This is a genomic window from Citrobacter sp. Cb028, from assembly GCF_030336705.1.
Classification (GTDB): Bacteria; Pseudomonadota; Gammaproteobacteria; order Enterobacterales; family Enterobacteriaceae; genus Citrobacter; species Citrobacter braakii.
The window spans coordinates 1-19,026 of the sequence record NZ_JAOWCZ010000013.1 but is presented as its reverse complement, the minus strand read 5'-3'; the positions used below and the strand labels follow the sequence as shown (position 1 = coordinate 19,026).

Here is a 19,026-nt window from a genome sequence, read left to right as displayed (position 1 = left end):
GTTACTGAACGGAAACGCAGCATGAAAAATCCGCATAATCCCAGCGTTGACAGTGCAAGCTACACATTTTATTTATAAATACGGTATTTGCATTTGCGCCTGCACCGGTTTTCGTTCTGCCTTATGTGCCATGGTCGCTCTATTCATTCCCTGACACGAGGTAGTTATGACTGATGTAGTTGTCTCCAAGTTTGGCGGTACCAGCGTGGCGGATTTTGATGCCATGAATCGCAGCGCTGATGTGGTACTTTCTGATGCTAACGTCCGTGTAGTGGTACTTTCCGCTTCCGCTGGAATTACCAACCTGCTGGTCGCACTGGCTGAAGGGCTGGAGCCAACCGAGCGCTTCGAAAAACTCGACGCCATTCGTCAAATTCAGTTCAATATTCTGGAACGCCTGCGTTATCCAAACGTAATTCGTGAAGAGATTGAACGTCTGCTGGAAAACATCACCACGCTGGCAGAAGCGGCGTCACTGGCGACCTCAACCGCCCTGACCGACGAACTGGTCAGCCACGGTGAACTGATGTCTACCCTGTTGTTCGTCGAAATCCTGCGTGAACGCAACGTGCAAGCGCAGTGGTTTGACGTGCGTAAAGTGATGCGCACCAACGATCGTTTTGGTCGCGCAGAACCCGACGTCGCGGCGCTGGCTGAACTGGCAACGCTTCAGTTGGCCCCGCGTCTGAGCGAAGGTCTGGTAATCACTCAGGGTTTTATCGGCAGCGAAGGCAAAGGCCGCACCACCACGTTGGGGCGCGGCGGTAGCGATTATACAGCCGCCCTGCTGGCCGAAGCGCTGCACGCAACGCGCGTCGATATCTGGACCGATGTTCCAGGCATTTACACTACCGATCCGCGCGTTGTTCCTGCAGCGCAGCGTATTGATGAAATCGCCTTTGAAGAGGCCGCGGAAATGGCGACCTTTGGCGCGAAAGTGCTGCACCCGGCAACCCTGTTGCCGGCCGTACGTAGCGATATCCCGGTATTTGTTGGCTCCAGCAAGGATCCAAAAGCAGGCGGTACGCTGGTCTGCAATAAAACCGCGAATCCACCGCTGTTCCGTGCGCTGGCGCTACGCCGTAAGCAGACGCTGCTGACGCTGCATAGCCTGAATATGCTGCACTCTCGCGGCTTTTTAGCAGAAGTGTTCGGCATCCTTGCACGCCACAATATCTCGGTAGATTTAATTACCACATCTGAAGTCAGCGTAGCGCTGACGCTGGATACCACCGGTTCAACCTCCACCGGCGATACGCTGTTAACGCAGTCTCTGCTGATGGAACTGTCTGCCCTGTGCCGGGTTGAAGTCGAAGAAGGCCTGGCGCTGGTGGCGTTGATTGGCAACGACCTGTCCAAAGCCTGCGGCGTGGGTAAAGAGGTGTTTGGTGTACTGGAGCCGTTCAACATCCGCATGATTTGCTACGGCGCGTCCAGCCATAACCTGTGCTTCCTGGTGCCCGGTAGCGAAGCCGAACAGGTGGTACAGAAGCTGCATCATAATTTGTTTGAATAATATTTCATCACGCGATAAACAATAACTATAGCCGGGCTCGAACCCGGCTTTTTTATAACAACACAACACATTTCAATCGCAAGGAAGATAACATGCTCGCTACTCTCACGCGGCTGTTCCCGTTATGGGCGCTGCTGCTCTCTGTTATTGCGTATTACACCCCCTCCACCTTTACGCCTGTCGGGCCATTCGTGCCGTCGTTGCTGATGCTGATCATGTTCGGCATGGGCGTTCACCTGAAGGTGGACGACTTTAAACGCGTACTCTCACGCCCCGCACCTGTCGCGGCGGGTATTTTCCTGCACTATCTGGTGATGCCGCTCGCCGCATGGATTTTGGCGCTGGCATTTAATATGCCGCCGGAACTGTCGGCAGGGATGGTGCTGGTCGGCAGCGTCGCCAGCGGAACCGCATCGAACGTCATGATCTATCTGGCAAAAGGTGATGTGGCGCTCTCCGTGACTATTTCATCGGTTTCAACGCTGGTCGGCGTTGTCGCCACGCCGCTGCTGACACGGCTGTATGTCGACGCGCATATCCAGGTGGATGTGATGGGTATGCTGCTGAGTATTCTGCAGATCGTGGTCATTCCGATTGCTTTGGGGCTGGTCATTCACCATCTGTTCCCACGCGTCGTAAAAGCCGTGGAACCGTATCTGCCGGCGTTTTCGATGGTGTGCATCCTGGCGATCATCAGCGCCGTCGTAGCGGGTTCCGCCTCGCACATTGCGTCTGTCGGCTTTGTGGTGATTATCGCCGTGATCCTGCATAACACCATTGGCTTGCTCGGCGGCTACTGGGGCGGAAAACTGTTTGGTTTCGACGAGTCAACCTGTCGTACGTTGGCTATTGAAGTGGGCATGCAGAATTCAGGGCTTGCCGCTGCGCTGGGCAAAATCTACTTTGGCCCGCTTGCGGCGCTGCCCGGCGCGTTGTTCTCGGTCTGGCATAACCTTTCCGGTTCGCTGCTGGCAGGTTACTGGTCCGGTAAACCGATTAAAGAAAAAGAACGCCGCTAATTGACGGCGGCAGGCCGGATAGCGGCTAACACCTTATCCGGCCTACCCAGCCTCTGCACTTTGCCGTACACTGCGGATATCGGCTAACAGAGGGCACCCTTATGGCACTCCCCCGCATTACCCAAAAAGAGATGACCGAGCGCGAACAGCGTGAACTGAAAACGCTGCTCGACCGCGCGCGCATTGCGCATGGTCGACTGCTGACCAACGCTGAGACCAACAGCATCAAGAAAGAGTACATCGATAAACTGATGGCCTTGCGCGAAGCAGAAGCTAAAAAAGCCCGCCAGTTGAAGAAAAAGCAGGCTTATAAACCGGATGCGGAAGCATCATTTTCCTGGTCAGCGAATACGCCAACGCGCGGCAGACGTTAACGCCCTTTCTTCTTACGCCCCGGCGAGGTAAAACGCTTCCCGTTTGCCGCCGGGCGCGATTTCTCTTTCTCTGCCGATTTTTCGATTTTCACCACCGGGCGCTTAATGCCTGCGGTTTTTGGCTTCGCTTTCGCCTTCGGTTTGGCTTCTGAGGACGAGTTCTCAATCAGCTTGAACAGGTCGATCAGTTCGTCATCCGTCAGGTCACGCCATTCACCCAGCGGCAGGCCGGACAGACCAACGTTCATGATACGTGTACGCTCAAGCTTAGTAACTTCATAGCCAAAGTGCTCGCACATACGACGGATCTGGCGGTTCAGCCCCTGAATCAGCGTGATACGAAACACAAACGGCGCTTCTTTCTTGACCTTACATTTCTTGGTGACGGTGCCAAGGATTGGCACACCGGCACTCATCCCACGGATAAAGTCATCAGTGACCGGCTTATCTACCGTCACCAGATACTCTTTTTCGTGATCGTTACCGGCACGCAGGATTTTATTCACCAGGTCGCCGTGGTTAGTCAGAAAGATAAGTCCCTGGGAATCTTTGTCCAGACGACCGATTGGGAACACGCGCTTGCTGTGGTTAACGAAATCAACAATGTTGTCGCGTTCGCTGTCTTCAGTGGTGCTGACAATCCCTACCGGCTTGTTCAGCGCGATAAAAACCAGATCTTCCGCTTCACGCGGCTCAATCAACCGACCATTCACTTTTACGACGTCGCCAGGCATCACCTGATCGCCAATGGTGGCGCGTTTACCATTCAGGAAGACATTCCCTTGTTCGATAAAGCGATCCGCCTCGCGGCGCGAGCAGATTCCGCTTTCACTGATGTATTTATTTAATCGGATGGATGAGTCGGGCAGCATAATTTCTCCTTTGACAGCGAAATATACCCTACCTTGCGGGGGATAAAAAAGCAGAGCGTGAAAATGTGCTATCGCATCTGATTACGTAATGCCTGCGGGCTGATACCAAATCGTTTTTGAAAGTGGTAACGCAAAGAGTTTGCGCTGCCGAACCCGGTTTGCTGCGCGATCTGCTCAATACTGATATGGGATGTATTGAGCGCCTGCTGCGCACGGTTTAGCCGTTCATTCATCAGCCAACGTGCGGGAGTAAGCCCCGTTGACTCCTGAAATCGCCGCATCAACGTTCGGGGACTCATACCGACCTGGCTGGCCAGAGCGTCAAGAGTATGCTTCTGCGCGATATTGTTATGTAACCAGTCAAGCAAAAGACCAAAACGCTGGCTTTCCCGACTGCGGGCGACAGGACGCAATTGTTGCTGAGTCTGGCTGCCATCCCTGTGGGGCTGCAGCACCAGGCGACGGGCCACGTTATTGGCAATCTCAAGTCCAAAATCAGTGCGCACCACATGCAAACATAAATCAATCCCTGCCGCACTACCTGCCGAAGTGAGCACGTCGTGGTCACCGACATACAGGACATCTTCCACAACGTTGATGGCGGGAAAGCGTCGCTGGAGTTCACTGACGTAACGCCAGTGCGTCGTCGCCTTACGGTCATCCAGCAAACCTGCCGCAGCCAGAACAAATACACCAGAACAGATAGAGATGACTCGACAACCGCGTTGATGTGCTTCACGAAGCGCATCGCATAATGCTTCCGGGACCGGTGAGCTCACGTCACGCCAGCCAGGAATGACAATAGTGTCCGCTTCCTGCAGCAATTCATATCCACCGTCCACCACGATACGAACCCCGCCAGTTGCCCTTAATTCACCTTGATCAACCGAAGCCACGGCAAAACGATACCAGCCCTCTCCCAGCTCAGGTCGCGGAAGCCCAAAAACTTCCACTGCGACGCCAAACTCGAAAGTACATAGCCCGTCATAAGCGAGTGCAACGACCAACGGGCGAGAAGATGTTGTCATGATCCTGGCGGAATCTGTCATGGTCAGAGGGTGTTTCGAGGTTAATTTTTTGATGAGATAAGAGGTAACACAACAGCTGATTTCACCACAAGAGAAAACAACAATATGAGTACCGTAACTGATATTCCAGCCGCTTCATCTGCACAAGCTATCGCCCATTTCCAGCAACGTCTGAATATGGAGACGGATTGTTCTGACGTTCATTCCGCGATGGCTGCTGACGACAAAGATTTTGTGCTTTTACATGTGGTGGGGAGTGCAGAGAGTTTTTCCCGTTGTCATATCCCTGGCGCGATTCATCTTCCCCATCGACAGATAAATACGGAATCCTTGAAAAAATGGCCACAGGACACACTGTTTGTCGTCTATTGCGCTGGCCCACACTGTAACGGGGCCGATCGCGCGGCGCTGAAGTTGGCGCAGCTAGGTCGACCGGTGAAAATAATGATTGGTGGTATTAAGGGCTGGGAGGACGAAGGCCTGGCGTTTGCCACTACGCAAAAGGACGCTGTTTCAATAGATTGATCGTTGTTAAGTCTGAACGGGCTTTTCCAACAGGAGGTTGTGGTTAACCCGTTCGGCTTTCCCCCCTTCCAACATCGTGAGCCATATCAGTAAGGCGTTACGCTGATAGTGGTAGCATTAGCGCGGTTTGTAATTTTCTGATTACAGGGAGAAATGATGGAACTGCTTTTATTGAGTAACTCGACGCTGCCGGGCAAAGGCTGGATGGAACATGCGCTACCACTGATTGCTGAGCAGCTGAATGGTCGCCGTACGGCGGTGTTTATTCCGTTCGCTGGCGTGACGCAAACCTGGGATGAATACACGGCGAAAACGGCAGCCATCTTTGCGCCAATGGGCGTCAACGTTACTGGCATTCATACCGTTGCCGATCCGATCGCTGCCATTGAAAACGCAGAGCTGGTGATTGTCGGCGGGGGTAACACCTTCCAGTTACTGAAAGAGAGCCGCGAGCGCGGACTGCTGGCGCCGATAGTGGATGTCGTCAAACGCGGTGCGCTGTACATCGGCTGGAGCGCAGGTTCTAACCTCGCCTGCCAGACCATCCGCACCACCAACGACATGCCGATTGTCGATCCAAAAGGTTTTGATGCCCTGGGTCTGTTCCCGCTGCAGATTAACCCACATTTCACCAATGCGCTTCCGGAAGGCCACAAAGGCGAAACGCGTGAACAGCGTATTCGCGAGCTGCTGGTTGTGGCACCAGAGCTGACGGTAATTGGTTTGCCGGAAGGAAACTGGATTAAGGTGAGTAACGGCCAGGCGGTTCTTGGCGGTCCGAACACCACTTACGTCTTTAAAGCGGGTGAAGACGCGGTTGCCCTCGAAGCAGGTCACTGCTTCTAACCGACGTTGCCGGATAACGGCATAAATGCCTTATCCGGCCACCCGGTCCACCTCACTCAATAATCGTCGCGCTCATCGTCCTCATCCGGCTGTTCCAGCACGCTATAGGCCACGGAACAAAACAGCGAGTTCAGACGCTGCATATCGCCCAGCAGCGCCAGGTGCAAGGAGCTGGTCTCGATGCTCTGCACGTTCTGCTGATGCAGACGGTCAACGTGCGCATGCGAATACCGACGGTTGAGAATACGGAAACGGTGCTTGCTACGGCGCAGACGTCGGGCGCTGGTCACGTCACCAGAGAAGAACACCGACATCGCCAGCTGCAGATTGCTGAGCAGCTGATCGAAGAGCGCATCCAGCTCTTTCAATCCTTCCACGGAGAATGCGCGACGGGCAGCCAGCGACTTATCCGCTATCTCACTGCCCATACGTTCGACAATATCGGAAGCCTGCTCGAGGTTAAGCGACATTTCGATAATCTCCGCCCAACGGCGTGATTCCTCTTCCGCCAGTTCATCCTTTGGCATCCGCGCCAGATAGAGCTTGATTGCCGTGTATAGCACGTTAATGTCGTCCGCCATCCTGCGCAGCTCTTTCTCTTCACGCGGCTCGCCGTGCATCACCTTCTTCAGCCCGTCCATCATCTGCTCCATCGCGTCGCCGATGCGCAGAGCTTCACGAGCGGCATTGGCCAGGGCCAGCGTCGGCGTATCCAGCGCACTGACGTCCAGATGCTTGGGCTTCAAATGCGCATCCAGCTCCGGCTCATCGCGGATGATGCGCTTACAAAAACGCGCCATCGGTTCTGCAAACGGCACCATCGCCACGCAGCGCACCAGGTTGTAGAAGACATGGAAGTAAATAACCAGTTCAGATTTCGGCAGCGGCAGTTCATCCATCAGATTTGCCAACGGATGAACAAACGGCAGGATAATCAGGCTACCCACCAGCTTAAACAGCAGGCTACCGAGCGCCACACGGCGGGCGGCGGCGTTAGCGGCGCTGTTATTAAGCATCGCCAGCAGGCCAGAGCCGAGGTTGGCGCCAATCACCAGACACAACGCCACCGGGAACGAGATAATGCCTGCCGCGGTCAGCGTTGCCGTTAGCAGCACCGCCGCAAGGCTGGAGTAACTGATAATCGCGAACATAGCGCCGATCAGCGCATCCAGCATAATATCGCCGGTGAGCGAGGCGAAAATAACCTGTACGCCGTTAGCCTGGGTGATTGGTGTTACCGCCTGCACAATCAGTTCCAGCGCCAGTAAAATCAACCCCAGTCCAATACCCACCCGCCCCAGTTGCCCCACACGGGACTGCTTACGTCCGAGAAAGAAGATCACGCCGATAAAAATCAGCAGTGGCGACAGCCAGGAGAGATCGAAGGTCAGGATACGCGCCATCAGCGCGGTCCCGACGTCGGCGCCGAGTACAATCACCAGCGCAGGGGTGAGCGCGACGAGGTCCTGCGCGACAAACGAGGTCACCAGCATGGTGGTGGCGTTGCTGCTTTGCACCAGCGCCGTCACGCCGATACCCGCACAAAAGGCGAGCGGCTTCTTTTCAACACTACGGCTGAGTACGGTACGCAAGCGGGCGCCGAAGACGCGCATCACGCCGGTGCGCACAATATGAGTACCCCAAACCAGCATAGAGACAGCAGAAAGCAGGTGTAACAGAGTTAGCACGGAATCAGGTTCTCCTTATCGTTATATGTTCCTGAGGTTCATAGTGATGACATAACACCTGATGACGCCACGCTTATCAGGCCGACAAAAATGTGCCATCCGGCAAGCACTACCGATGAACGTTCTTTCAGTATAAGGGTTTAAACGTAATAAAGAGACAAGGCACTCATTGAGTGCCTTGTTTGTTGTAAATAAAGATGACAGTTTTGTGAATCAGTCAGCGTCATAGCCCAGATTAGGCGCTAACCAACGTTCGACTTCCGCCACGCTCATGCCTTTACGGAAGGCGTAATCTTCAACCTGATCGCGCTGGATTTGCGCCACGGCGTAGTACTTGCTGTCTGGATGACTGAAATACCAGCCGGAAACCGACGCACCTGGCCACATCGCGAAGGATTCGGTGAGCTTCATCCCGGTGTGCACTTCTACATCCAGCAGTTCCCAGATGGTGGCCTTTTCGGTGTGTTCCGGACACGCCGGATAGCCCGGCGCCGGGCGAATTCCCTGGTAGTTTTCGCGGATCAGCTCCTCGTTACTGAGGTTCTCATTCGCCGCATAGCCCCAGTAGACTTTACGCACGCGCTCGTGCAGATATTCCGCGAACGCTTCCGCCAGGCGGTCGGCAATCGCTTTCACCATGATCTTGTTGTAGTCGTCATGCTGGGCTTCGAAGGCGTCCGCCAGTGCATCTTCCTCCAGACCGCCGGTAACTGCGAAAGCACCGATGTAATCCGCTTTGCCACTCAGTTTCGGCGCAACAAAGTCAGACAGGCAGTAGTTGGCGAAACCGACTTTTTCCGTCTGCTGGCGCAGGTGATGACTGACGTTGATGACGTGCGTACGCGTCTCGTCACGGTAAATCTCGATGTCGTCCCCCACGCGGTTAGCCGGGAACAAGCCCACCACGCCGCGCGGATTCAGTGTCTTCTCAGCGCTGAGTTTATCCAGCATGTCATTGGCGTCTTTGAACAGACGTTTCGCCTCTTCTCCCACCACCTCATCTTCGAGGATGCGCGGGTATTTCCCGGCCAGCGACCAGGTCATAAAGAACGGCGTCCAGTCGATGTAGTTGCGCAGCGTTTCGATGCTGGCTTCAACACTCTGTACGCCGAGGCGGTGCGCCACCGGCGGCGTATAGTTTTCCCAGTCGAAGGCCAGATCGTTGTCGCGGGCAGCCTGTAACGTTACTGGTGGGGTCCGCGGTTTCTTACGCGCATGCTGGATACGCACGGTTTCGTACTCTTTACGCGTACGGGCGACAAAGTCATCGCGCTGAGTGTCAGAGAGGAGTGCGGCGACTACGCCAACGGTACGCGAGGCGTTCTGCACATAAACCGTCGGGCCACTGTAGTTCTGCTCGATTTTCACCGCCGTGTGCGCTTTTGAGGTGGTCGCGCCGCCAATCAGCAATGGAATAGTGAACCCCTGACGCTCCATCTCTTTCGCCACGTTGACCATTTCGTCCAGCGACGGGGTAATCAGCCCGGAAAGACCAATCAGATCGGCATTCACTTCACGTGCCGTTCTGAGGATTTTCTCCGCTGGCACCATCACGCCAAGATCGACGATTTCGTAGTTGTTACATTGCAGCACCACACCAACGATGTTTTTGCCGATATCGTGCACATCGCCTTTCACGGTAGCAATGACCATCTTGCCGTTGCTGGAGCCTTTCTCTTTGCTGGCCTCAATGTACGGTTCGAGGTAGGCCACCGCCTGCTTCATCACGCGGGCGGATTTCACCACCTGCGGCAGGAACATTTTGCCCTCGCCAAACAGATCGCCAACCACGTTCATCCCGTCCATCAGCGGCCCTTCAATCACCTCGATCGGACGCGCGGCCTGCTGGCGAGCTTCTTCAGTATCCTGCTCAATAAATTCGGTAATACCTTTCACCAGCGAATATTCGAGGCGCTTTTTCACGTCCCAACTGCGCCATTCCGCCATCTGGGCATTGGCAGTGTCATCAGTTTTGCTACCGCGATATTTCTCAGCCAGCTCCAGCAGACGCTCGGTGCCATCGTCACGACGGTTGAGGATCACATCTTCAACCGCATCGCGCAGCTCGGCGGGCAGGTCGTCGTAGATCGCCAGTTGTCCGGCGTTGACGATCCCCATGTCCATGCCGTTGCGAATGGCGTAGTAAAGGAATACCGCGTGAATGGCTTCACGAACCGGGTCGTTACCACGGAAGGAGAACGACACGTTGGAGACGCCGCCGGAGATCAGCGCGTGCGGTAGTTCGCGTTTGATGTCCTCACAGGCACCGATAAAGTCCTGGGCGTAGTTATTGTGCTCATCAATCCCGGTCGCGACCGCAAAGATGTTCGGGTCGAAGATGATATCTTCCGGCGGGAAGCCTACCTCTTCGGTAAGAATGTTGTACGCCCGACGGCAAATCTCAATTTTACGCGCGCGGGTGTCAGCCTGCCCCTGCTCGTCAAAGGCCATCACCACCACTGCGGCACCGTAGCGTCGCAGCAACTTCGCGTGGTGGATAAAGGTCTCAACCCCCTCTTTCATCGAGATGGAGTTAACGATGCCTTTACCCTGAATGCACTTCAGCCCTTTTTCGATGACGTCCCATTTCGAGGAGTCGATCATAATCGGCACGCGGGCGATATCCGGCTCACCGGCGATAAGGTTGAGAAAACGCACCATCGCCGCTTCGGCGTCGAGCATCCCCTCATCCATGTTGATATCGATAATCTGTGCGCCGCTTTCCACCTGCTGACGGGCGACATCCAGCGCTTCGTTGTATTTCTCTTCTTTGATCAGTCGCTTAAATTTCGCCGAACCGGTGACGTTGGTACGCTCGCCGACGTTCACAAACAGGCTATCGTCGCCAATATTCAACGGTTCAAGGCCAGACAGACGGCAGGCTACCGGGATTTCCGGCAAGCGGCGCGGCGGCAAGCCTTCCACTGCGCGGCTCATCGCGGCGATGTGTTCCGGCGTGGTGCCGCAGCAGCCGCCGACCACGTTGAGGAAGCCCGCTTGCGCCCACTCGCGTATTTGCGCCGCCATGGTGTCGGCATCGAGATCGTATTCGCCAAAGGCGTTCGGCAACCCGGCGTTCGGGTGCGCGGTAACGTAGCATTCGGCAATGCGCGACAGCTCCTGCACGTACTGGCGCAACTCGTCCGGGCCTAAGGCGCAGTTCAGACCGAAGGTCAGCGCATCGGCGTGGCGCAGTGAGTTATAGAACGCTTCGGTTGTCTGACCGGAGAGCGTACGCCCGGAAGCATCGGTGATAGTGCCGGAGAGCATAATCGGCAACTCAACGCCCAGCGCTTCGAACTCGGTTTTAACCGCGAAAATAGCGGCTTTGGCGTTCAGGGTATCGAAGACGGTTTCAATCAGGATCAGGTCGCTGCCACCTTCCACCAGCGCTTTGGTGGATTCACGGTAGGCGGCCACCAGCTGATCAAAGGTAATATTGCGGTAAGCCGGGTCGTTGACGTCAGGCGAGATAGACGCCGTACGGTTGGTTGGACCAAGCACACCCGCGACATAGCGCGGTTTTTCCGGTGTGCGTGCCGTCCATTCGTCTGCCGCTGCGCGCGCCAGTTTGGCTGCTGCAAAGTTGATTTCCGCCGACAGGGATTCCATCTGGTAATCCGCCATGGCGATCGTCGTGGAGTTAAAGGTGTTGGTTTCGATGATATCCGCGCCCGCCTCAAAATAGGCGTTATGGATGGCGGCGATCACCTCAGGTTTGCTGAGCACCAACAGGTCGTTGTTGCCTTTCAGATCGCACGGCCAGTCGGCAAAGCGTTCACCGCGGAAATCCTCTTCGCTCAGACGATATCCCTGGATCATGGTGCCCATACCGCCGTCCAGCACCAGAATACGTTCATTTAACTGCTGACGTAATTGTTCAACTTTGCTGCTCACACTCGCTCCCGACAACGCTCAACCAGACCGAAAAAAACTCAACAGACCATACTGGCACAAACCTGAGAGGTGGAAAAGAGAACAACGGCCAACATGAGACATGTTCAGCTTCACTCATCCGATCAGTACAGGAATTCTTGCATTATAATTGAATAAAACGAAAATGATTTCCACGATACAGAAAAGGAGTCCGCCATGGTTGCCACAATCCCCGCGAAACGCGGTAGAAAACCCGCCGCTGCTACTACGCCTGCAACCGGGCAGGTTCAGTCTCTGACCCGCGGCCTGAAGCTACTGGAGTGGATTGCAGAATCCAACGGCAGCGTGGCGCTAACCGAGCTGGCACAGCAGGCCGGCTTGCCAAACTCCACGACTCACCGTTTGTTGACCACCATGCAGCAGCAAGGATTTGTCCGTCAGGTGGGTGAATTAGGCCACTGGGCCGTGGGTGCGCATGCGTTTATCGTCGGCAGCAGCTTTTTACAAAGCCGTAATTTGCTGGCGATTGTCCACCCGATCCTGCGCAAGCTGATGGAAGACTCCGGTGAGACGGTAAACCTGGCCGTGCTGGATCAAAGCGACCATCAGGCCATTATTATCGACCAGGTGCAGTGTACCCAGCTGATGCGCATGTCCGCGCCTATCGGCGGCAAACTGCCGATGCACGCCTCCGGTGCGGGTAAGGCGTTTTTATCCCAACTGAGTGAAGAACAGGTGACTGGCCTGCTGCACCGTAAAGGGCTGCACGCATACACCCACGCCACGCTGGTGTCGCCGGTGCATCTGAAAGAGGATTTAGCCCAGACGCGCAAGCGCGGCTACTCCTTTGATGATGAGGAGCATGCGCTGGGTCTGCGCTGCGTGGCGTCGTGCATTTATGATGAACACCGCGAACCGTTTGCCGCTATTTCCATCTCCGGACCCATTTCGCGCATTACCGACGATCGAGTGACCGAGTTTGGCGCCATGGCGATCAAAGCGGCGAAAGAAGTCACGCTGGCATACGGCGGATTTCGTTAAGAAAGGGTTGCCGGGCGTCAAGCCGAAAATCTGATGCAAAACCGCTGTTTGCGCCGGTAGGCGTAAACATCTTCCACGTGTCCTTCACGGATCCGCGTTTGCAGACCTCTCCAGTAGTCGGCACTGAACAGGTCAGCATGCATCTCTTCAAATAGCGGCCCGATACGCGGGTCAGCGCATAGCCAGTGACGAAACTCTTCCGGGAAGACATCCCCCGGCGATACGCTATACCACGGTTCAGCGCTCATCTCATCTTCCGGGTAACGCGGCGGCGGGATATGACGGAAATTCACCTCCGTCATGTAGCAAATTTCATCGTAGTCGTAGAACACCACGCGCCCGTGGCGAGTCACGCCGAAGTTCTTAAACAGCATATCGCCGGGGAAAATATTGGCGGCGGCCAGCTGACGAATGGCATTGCCGTACTCTTCAATAGCATCGCGCAGTTGCTGGCCTTCGACCTGCTCCAGCCAGATATTCAGCGGCACCATCCGTCGTTCGATATACAAATGGCGAATGACAATCTGCTCGCCGAGATCGGTAATTTTTTCCGGGGCTTCCTGTAGCAACAGCGCCATCAGCGACGGATCGATTTGCCGTTTATCCAGCACAAAGTTCTCGAACTCCTGAGTATCAGCCATCCGCCCGACACGATCGTGCTCCTTGACCAGTTGATAACAGGCGCGGACGTGGGCGGCCGACATCTCTTTTTGCGGCGCAAATTTGTCTTTGATGACTTTAAAGACGCGGTCGAAGCCTGGCAGGGTAAATACCAGCATCACCATGCCGCGGATCCCCGGCGCTTCGATAAATTGCTCATCGCAATGGGCAAGATAGAGCAGATATTCGCGGTAACTTTCGGTCTTCGCGTGTTTCTGACAGCCAATCGCCATATACAATTCAGCGGTGGTTTTACCGGGCAGGATCTCGCGCAGCCACTCCACTAACGCGGCGGGCAGCGGGGCGTAAACCATAAAATACGAGCGGGCGAAGCCAAACACGATACTGGCTTCCGCCGTCGTGGTCAGGCAGGTATCGACAAACAGTTCGCCCTCGTCAGTACGGTGAATTGGCAGTAAAAACGGCAGCGTCCCGGAAGGGGTAATCAACTTACCGACCAGCCAGGCGGCCTTGTTGCGATAAAACAGTTCGTTCGCCACCTGCAAATGACTGCGCTGCAACACATCCGCCCCCAGCGTTTCGGTCAGGTGTTCGATGATGTAGTGGATATCCCGATGTCTGTTCTGCCACGGCAGACGCAAGGGCAGATCGCTGAGGACGCGCGTAAGCAGCCACTCCCAGCCGGTATCGGGAAAAAAGTCTTTCGCCAACGGGCGTGGGATCGTGCGAAAACGACGCTCTGGCTGAGAGCTGAAAATAAACAGTCGCTCGGGAGTCAGCGAGCGGTGGTCAAATAACCGGCAATAGACGGAGTTAAAGAAACTCTCCGCAATCTCGAAGCGTGGATAATCTGGCAATAGCCGGGTGTAATGCTCTTTCACGCGAAGTAAAAAATCCGCGTCGGTACTTTTGCCATCAGTAATGCAGCGCAGTTGCTCCACCACCAGACCCACATGATGATCGTAAAGGTGGATACGGCTTTTCATCGCCTGCTGAACCGCGTGCCAGTCGGCATGTTCAAAACGCTGCTGCGCGCCGGAGGTCACTTCCAGAAAACGCCCGTACTGGGCGTCGAAACCTTGCAAAATCGTCTGAGCAATCAGTAATTCCAGGCCACGCGTCATCAATTTCTCCCATCCGGCACAATGTCATGCCGGATGGCGCATTCGCTTATCCGGCCTACATCCCTTCGTAGGCCCGGTAAGCGCAGCGCCACCGGGCATTGATCAAAACTGCGATTCTTCAGTCGAGCCGGTCAGCGCGGTCACTGAAGAAGTGCCGCCCTGAATGATGGTGGTTACTTTGTCGAAGTAGCCTGTCCCTACTTCCTGCTGATGGGACACGAAGGTGTAACCATCTTTAGCCGCCGCAAATTCCGGCTGCTGAACCTTCTCAACGTAGTGGCGCATGCCCTCACCCTGCGCATAGGAATGCGCGAGGTCGAACATGTTGAACCACATGCTGTGAATACCCGCCAGCGTAATGAACTGGTATTTGTAACCCATATCGGACAGCTGTTGCTGGAAGCTGGCAATGGTTTTGTCATCCAGGTTTTTCTGCCAGTTAAACGATGGCGAACAGTTGTAGGCCAGCAGTTTGCCTGGGAATTTCGCATGAATAGCATCGGCAAAGCGCTTCGCCAGTTCGAGGTCCGGCGTGGAGGTTTCACACCACACCAGATCCGCATACGGTGCGTAAGCCAGACCACGGCTGATCGCCTGCTCAATGCCCGCATGCGTACGGTAGAACCCTTCGCTGGTACGCTCGCCAGTGATGAACTCGCTATCGTATGGGTCGCAATCAGACGTAATCAGATCGGCTGCGTCAGCATCGGTACGCGCAATCACCAGCGTCGGAACGCCCATAACGTCTGCAGCCAGACGGGCTGCCACCAGTTTCTGGATAGCTTCCTGAGTCGGCACCAGGACTTTGCCGCCCATGTGACCACATTTTTTTACCGATGCGAGCTGATCTTCGAAGTGAACGGCCGCTGCACCAGCCTCAATCATCGATTTCATCAGTTCAAACGCGTTCAGTACCCCGCCAAAACCCGCTTCCGCATCGGCAACGATCGGCAGGAAGTAATCCACATAGCGCGGATCGTTCGGCTCAATACCAGTTGACCATTGGATCTGATCGGCACGACGGAATGTGTTGTTGATCCTGTCCACCACCGCCGGAACGGAGTTCGCTGGATACAACGATTGATCCGGATACATGCTGGACGCCAGGTTGGCATCTGCCGCCACCTGCCAGCCTGAAAGGTAGACCGCTTCAATACCAGCTTTCGCTTGCTGCAGCGCCTGACCACCAGTCAGCGCACCGAGGCTGTTGATATAACCTTTCTTCGATTCGCCGTGTAGCAGACGCCACATTTTCGCCGCGCCAAGCTGCGCCAGCGTGCATTCCGGGTTGACCGAGCCACGTAATTTCACCACTTCCTCCGCGCTATAGGGGCGGGTGATGCCTTCCCAGCGCGGTTGAGTCCATTCTTTCTGTAATTCTTCGATTTGTTGAGTACGGGTTTTCATGTGCAGATGCTCCATTAGGATAAATTGTGGGTAAATTAGGCCAACAGGCGGTAGCCCGGTAACGTCAGGAAGTCAATTAACTCGTCGGAAGTGGTGATTTGCTCCATCAGGCGCGCGGCATCGTCAAAACGCCCGCTGCTGTAGCGGTGTTCCCCCAGTTCGTCCTGAATCACCAACATCTCTTCGGCCAGCATCTGGCGGAACAACGGTTTGGTAACCGGTTTGCCGTTGCTGAGCGTTTTCTGGTGGTGGATCCACTGCCAGATGGAAGTACGAGAGATTTCGGCGGTGGCCGCATCTTCCATCAGACCATAAATCGGTACGCAGCCATTACCGGAGATCCACGCTTCGATGTACTGCACCGCGACACGAATGTTGGCACGCATGCCTTCTTCAGTACGCTCACCTTCACAGGGTGCCAGCAATTGTTCTGCCGTAATCGGCGCATCTTCTTCACGGGTCACGAACAGCTGATTTTTGTTTTCACCGAGTACGTCGTTGAACACCGCCATTGCGGTATCTGCCAGTCCTGGATGGGCAATCCATGTGCCGTCATGACCGTTATTGGCTTCCAGCGCTTTGTCCGCTTTTACCTTGGTCAGAACCTGGTTGTTACGTTCCGCATCTTTGCTGGGAATGAACGCGGCCATGCCGCCCATCGCGAACGCGCCGCGTTTATGACAGGTTTTAATCAGCAGACGCGAATACGCACTGAGGAATGGCTTATCCATCGTCACCACCTGACGGTCCGGCAACACGCGATCCGGGTGGTTCTTCAGGGTTTTGATATAGCTGAAAATGTAGTCCCAGCGACCGCAGTTCAGGCCCACAATGTGGTCACGCAGCGCGTGCAGAATTTCGTCCATCTGGAAAACGGCTGGCAGCGTTTCAATCAGCAGGGTCGCTTTAATTGTGCCGCGCGGCAGATTAAAGCGATCCTCTGCATAGCTGAACACTTCACTCCACCATGCCGCTTCTTGCCAGGCCTGCGTTTTGGGTAGATAGAAATAAGGGCCACTGCCTTTTGCCAGCAACGTTTTGTAGTTGTGGAAGAAATAGAGGGCAAAGTCGAACAGGCTGCCCGGGATCGATTCGCCACGCCAGGTGACGTGTTTTTCCGGCAGGTGCAGACCGCGAACGCGGCACACTAACAGGGCCGGATTGGGTTTGAGTTGATAAATTTTACCGGCTTCGTTGGTGTAGCTAATGGTGCCATTGACTGCATCGCGCAAGTTGATCTGCCCGTCGATAACTTTGCTCCACTCAGGAGCCAGCGAATCTTCAAAATCAGCCATAAAGACTTTGACGTTCGCGTTCAGCGCGTTGATAACCATCTTGCGCTCAACCGGTCCGGTAATCTCTACACGGCGATCCAGTAAATCATCAGGAATACCGCGAATTTTCCAGTTACCTTCTCGAATGGAAGCTGTTTCCGAAATAAAGTCAGGCAACTTACCGTCATCAATATCCTGCTGCTGCTGGATACGTGCAGCCAGAAGTTTATTCCGCTTTGGCGTAAATCTTGTCACCAGCTCGGTCAGAAACTCCACCGCTTCAGCGGTCAGAATCTGCTGTTCCTGTTCGCCACGCGGCCTGGTGAAGATCAGTTCATCGGTTGTCGTTGCCTGTTGATTCATTGCGTAGTTCCTCGTCATTGATCCAAACACATCCCCAATGCGAACGAAGGATCGTTGTGCGGTTTTCGTTCAGCACAACTAAGACTACTCATTTAAATTTCAAAATCAAAAACAATTTCCATTTTTAATTTAATTATCAATTAACCTATTGATAACAATATAAATAAAATTTAATTACACAGTGAGGTGCGTTTCGGAAATAAAAAAGGCACCCGAAGGTGCCTGATTCAACATGCTGAAACGCTTAAGGATCGTCTGTTACAGAAGATTAATCCAGCGTTGGATTCATGTGACGCAGATCATATGGCGTGATCTGGTAAACGTAATAGTTGAGCCAGTTGGTAAACAACAGATTGCCGTGGCTACGCCAGGTTGCCCGCGGTTTATTTTGCGGGTCATCTTTTGGGAAGTAGTTATAGGGCACTTCCGGCGTTAAGCCCGCTTCGACGTCACGAAAATATTCACTGCCGAGTGTATGGGCGTCATATTCAGGATGGCCCGTTACGAAGGCGATACGTTTATCTTTGCTGGCAAACAGGTAGGCATCTCCCTCTTCTGTTTCGGCAAAAATCTCGAGATCGGTGTAGTCCCTGATAAGGGCAGCAGGAAAATCGGCATAGCGCGAATGCGGGGCCAGGAACGCATCATCAAATCCACGCGTCAGCAGCGCATGAGGATGAAGAATATGGTGCTCATAGACGCCTGAGAGTTTGTCCGTACGGGTTTGCTTGGGAATTCCGTACAGGATATTCAATGCGGCTTGCACCGCCCAACAGACAAAGAGCGTCGATGTAACATGATCTTTCGCCCATTCAAGCACTTGTTTAATCTGCGGCCAGTAAGCCACGTCATTAAATTCAACCAGACCCAACGGCGCGCCGGTCACGATCAGTCCGTCAAAGTTCTGATCGCAGATATCCTCGAAATTACAGTAAAAGTTATTCAGATGCTCCGTAGGGGTGTTGCGTGACTCGCGGGCATCAATGCGCAATAGCTGAACATCTACCTGCAGCGGTGAGTTAGAGAGTAAACGCAGGAACTGGTTTTCCGTTTCAATCTTCTTGGGCATCAGGTTGAGGATGAGCACCTTCAGTGGACGAATTTCCTGACCGGAAGCGCGAGATGACGTCATCACAAAGACGTTTTCCTCACGCAAGAAATTGACGGCGGGTAGCTCGTCCTGCACGCGAATTGGCATAACCTGATAACCTCACTACATACGTTTAAACGTTTAGACATCCAGATAGCTGAAGATACCCAGGAATCATGCGAATGTCGAGCCTGCATCCTCAAGTTGAGAAAGTTTCACGGCTCCTTGCTGTAGATTAGTGCAGTAAAGAAAAAAGGAGAATGCTATTCGTCGTTCGCGTAACAGGCAATGTGCTGCCGGGAGAGCCTGGTGTGCTGCGCTTCTCAGGCCAACACACCGGTTACAACAGTATGGGCTGGATA

Annotated in this window: 14 protein-coding genes; 6 read left to right on the top strand and 8 right to left on the bottom strand. The window is 54.4% G+C overall.

Features of this window, described 5'->3' with window-relative positions:
* Nucleotides 1-166 precede the first annotated feature (166 nt).
* The 3 genes from lysC to OGV75_RS00130 all read left to right on the top strand — a co-directional run bounded on the left by lysC (nt 167) and on the right by OGV75_RS00130 (nt 2,909).
* Entirely contained in the window at nt 167-1,516 is a 1,350-nt protein-coding gene (lysC, locus tag OGV75_RS00140) for a lysine-sensitive aspartokinase 3 (RefSeq protein WP_016155333.1), read from the top strand.
* A gap of 92 nt (nt 1,517-1,608) precedes the next feature.
* Nucleotides 1,609-2,535 (top strand): ketopantoate/pantoate/pantothenate transporter PanS, encoded by a 927-nt coding sequence (panS, locus tag OGV75_RS00135; protein WP_047499534.1) that lies wholly within the window; start codon nt 1,609-1,611, stop codon nt 2,533-2,535.
* A 101-nt stretch (nt 2,536-2,636) separates the two neighbouring features.
* Nucleotides 2,637-2,909 (top strand): YjbD family protein, encoded by a 273-nt coding sequence (locus OGV75_RS00130; protein ID WP_003826541.1) that lies wholly within the window; start codon nt 2,637-2,639, stop codon nt 2,907-2,909.
* Here the strand turns inward: OGV75_RS00130 and rluF are convergent.
* A complete protein-coding gene (rluF, locus tag OGV75_RS00125) occupies nt 2,906-3,781 on the bottom strand; it encodes a 23S rRNA pseudouridine(2604) synthase RluF (RefSeq protein ID WP_016155331.1) in 876 nt (291 codons plus the stop codon). The genes OGV75_RS00130 and rluF overlap by 4 nt on opposite strands.
* A gap of 68 nt (nt 3,782-3,849) precedes the next feature.
* The gene (ftrA, locus tag OGV75_RS00120; protein WP_181546841.1) at nt 3,850-4,830 is read right to left on the bottom strand and encodes a transcriptional regulator FtrA; all 981 of its coding nucleotides are present in this window, start codon (nt 4,828-4,830) and stop codon (nt 3,850-3,852) included.
* 84 nt (nt 4,831-4,914) lie between these two features.
* On the opposite strand from ftrA, the gene OGV75_RS00115 reads away from it, so the two are divergent.
* Nucleotides 4,915-5,334 carry a rhodanese-like domain-containing protein gene (locus OGV75_RS00115; RefSeq protein WP_016155329.1) on the top strand — a complete coding sequence of 140 codons (420 nt, stop codon included), beginning with the start codon at nt 4,915-4,917 and terminating at the stop codon, nt 5,332-5,334.
* 156 nt (nt 5,335-5,490) lie between these two features.
* A complete protein-coding gene (gene pepE / locus OGV75_RS00110; RefSeq protein WP_016155430.1) occupies nt 5,491-6,180 on the top strand; it encodes a dipeptidase PepE in 690 nt (229 codons plus the stop codon).
* A gap of 56 nt (nt 6,181-6,236) precedes the next feature.
* On the opposite strand, the gene OGV75_RS00105 is transcribed toward pepE, so the two are convergent.
* The gene (locus tag OGV75_RS00105) at nt 6,237-7,868 is read right to left on the bottom strand and encodes a Na/Pi cotransporter family protein (protein WP_016155327.1); all 1,632 of its coding nucleotides are present in this window, start codon (nt 7,866-7,868) and stop codon (nt 6,237-6,239) included.
* A 213-nt stretch (nt 7,869-8,081) separates the two neighbouring features.
* The gene (metH, locus tag OGV75_RS00100) at nt 8,082-11,765 is read right to left on the bottom strand and encodes a methionine synthase (RefSeq protein WP_286480237.1); all 3,684 of its coding nucleotides are present in this window, start codon (nt 11,763-11,765) and stop codon (nt 8,082-8,084) included.
* A 195-nt stretch (nt 11,766-11,960) separates the two neighbouring features.
* On the opposite strand from metH, the gene iclR reads away from it, so the two are divergent.
* Nucleotides 11,961-12,785: a glyoxylate bypass operon transcriptional repressor IclR gene (gene iclR, locus OGV75_RS00095; protein WP_047357748.1), complete on the top strand. Its 825-nt coding sequence runs from the start codon at nt 11,961-11,963 to the stop codon at nt 12,783-12,785.
* Nucleotides 12,786-12,802: 17 nt separating this feature from the next.
* Here iclR and aceK read toward each other — a convergent pair whose 3' ends face one another.
* From aceK to metA, 4 genes are all read right to left on the bottom strand, one after another.
* A complete protein-coding gene (aceK, locus tag OGV75_RS00090) occupies nt 12,803-14,530 on the bottom strand; it encodes a bifunctional isocitrate dehydrogenase kinase/phosphatase (protein ID WP_047357749.1) in 1,728 nt (575 codons plus the stop codon).
* A gap of 102 nt (nt 14,531-14,632) precedes the next feature.
* Entirely contained in the window at nt 14,633-15,937 is a 1,305-nt protein-coding gene (aceA, locus tag OGV75_RS00085) for an isocitrate lyase (RefSeq protein WP_016155323.1), read from the bottom strand.
* Nucleotides 15,938-15,972: 35 nt separating this feature from the next.
* Nucleotides 15,973-17,574 (bottom strand): malate synthase A, encoded by a 1,602-nt coding sequence (aceB, locus tag OGV75_RS00080; RefSeq protein ID WP_016155322.1) that lies wholly within the window; start codon nt 17,572-17,574, stop codon nt 15,973-15,975.
* Between the two features lie 268 nt (nt 17,575-17,842).
* Complete coding sequence (metA, locus tag OGV75_RS00075; protein ID WP_016155321.1) at nt 17,843-18,772, bottom strand: homoserine O-acetyltransferase MetA; 930 nt, start codon at nt 18,770-18,772, stop codon at nt 17,843-17,845.
* Between the last annotated feature and the right edge of the window lie 254 nt (nt 18,773-19,026).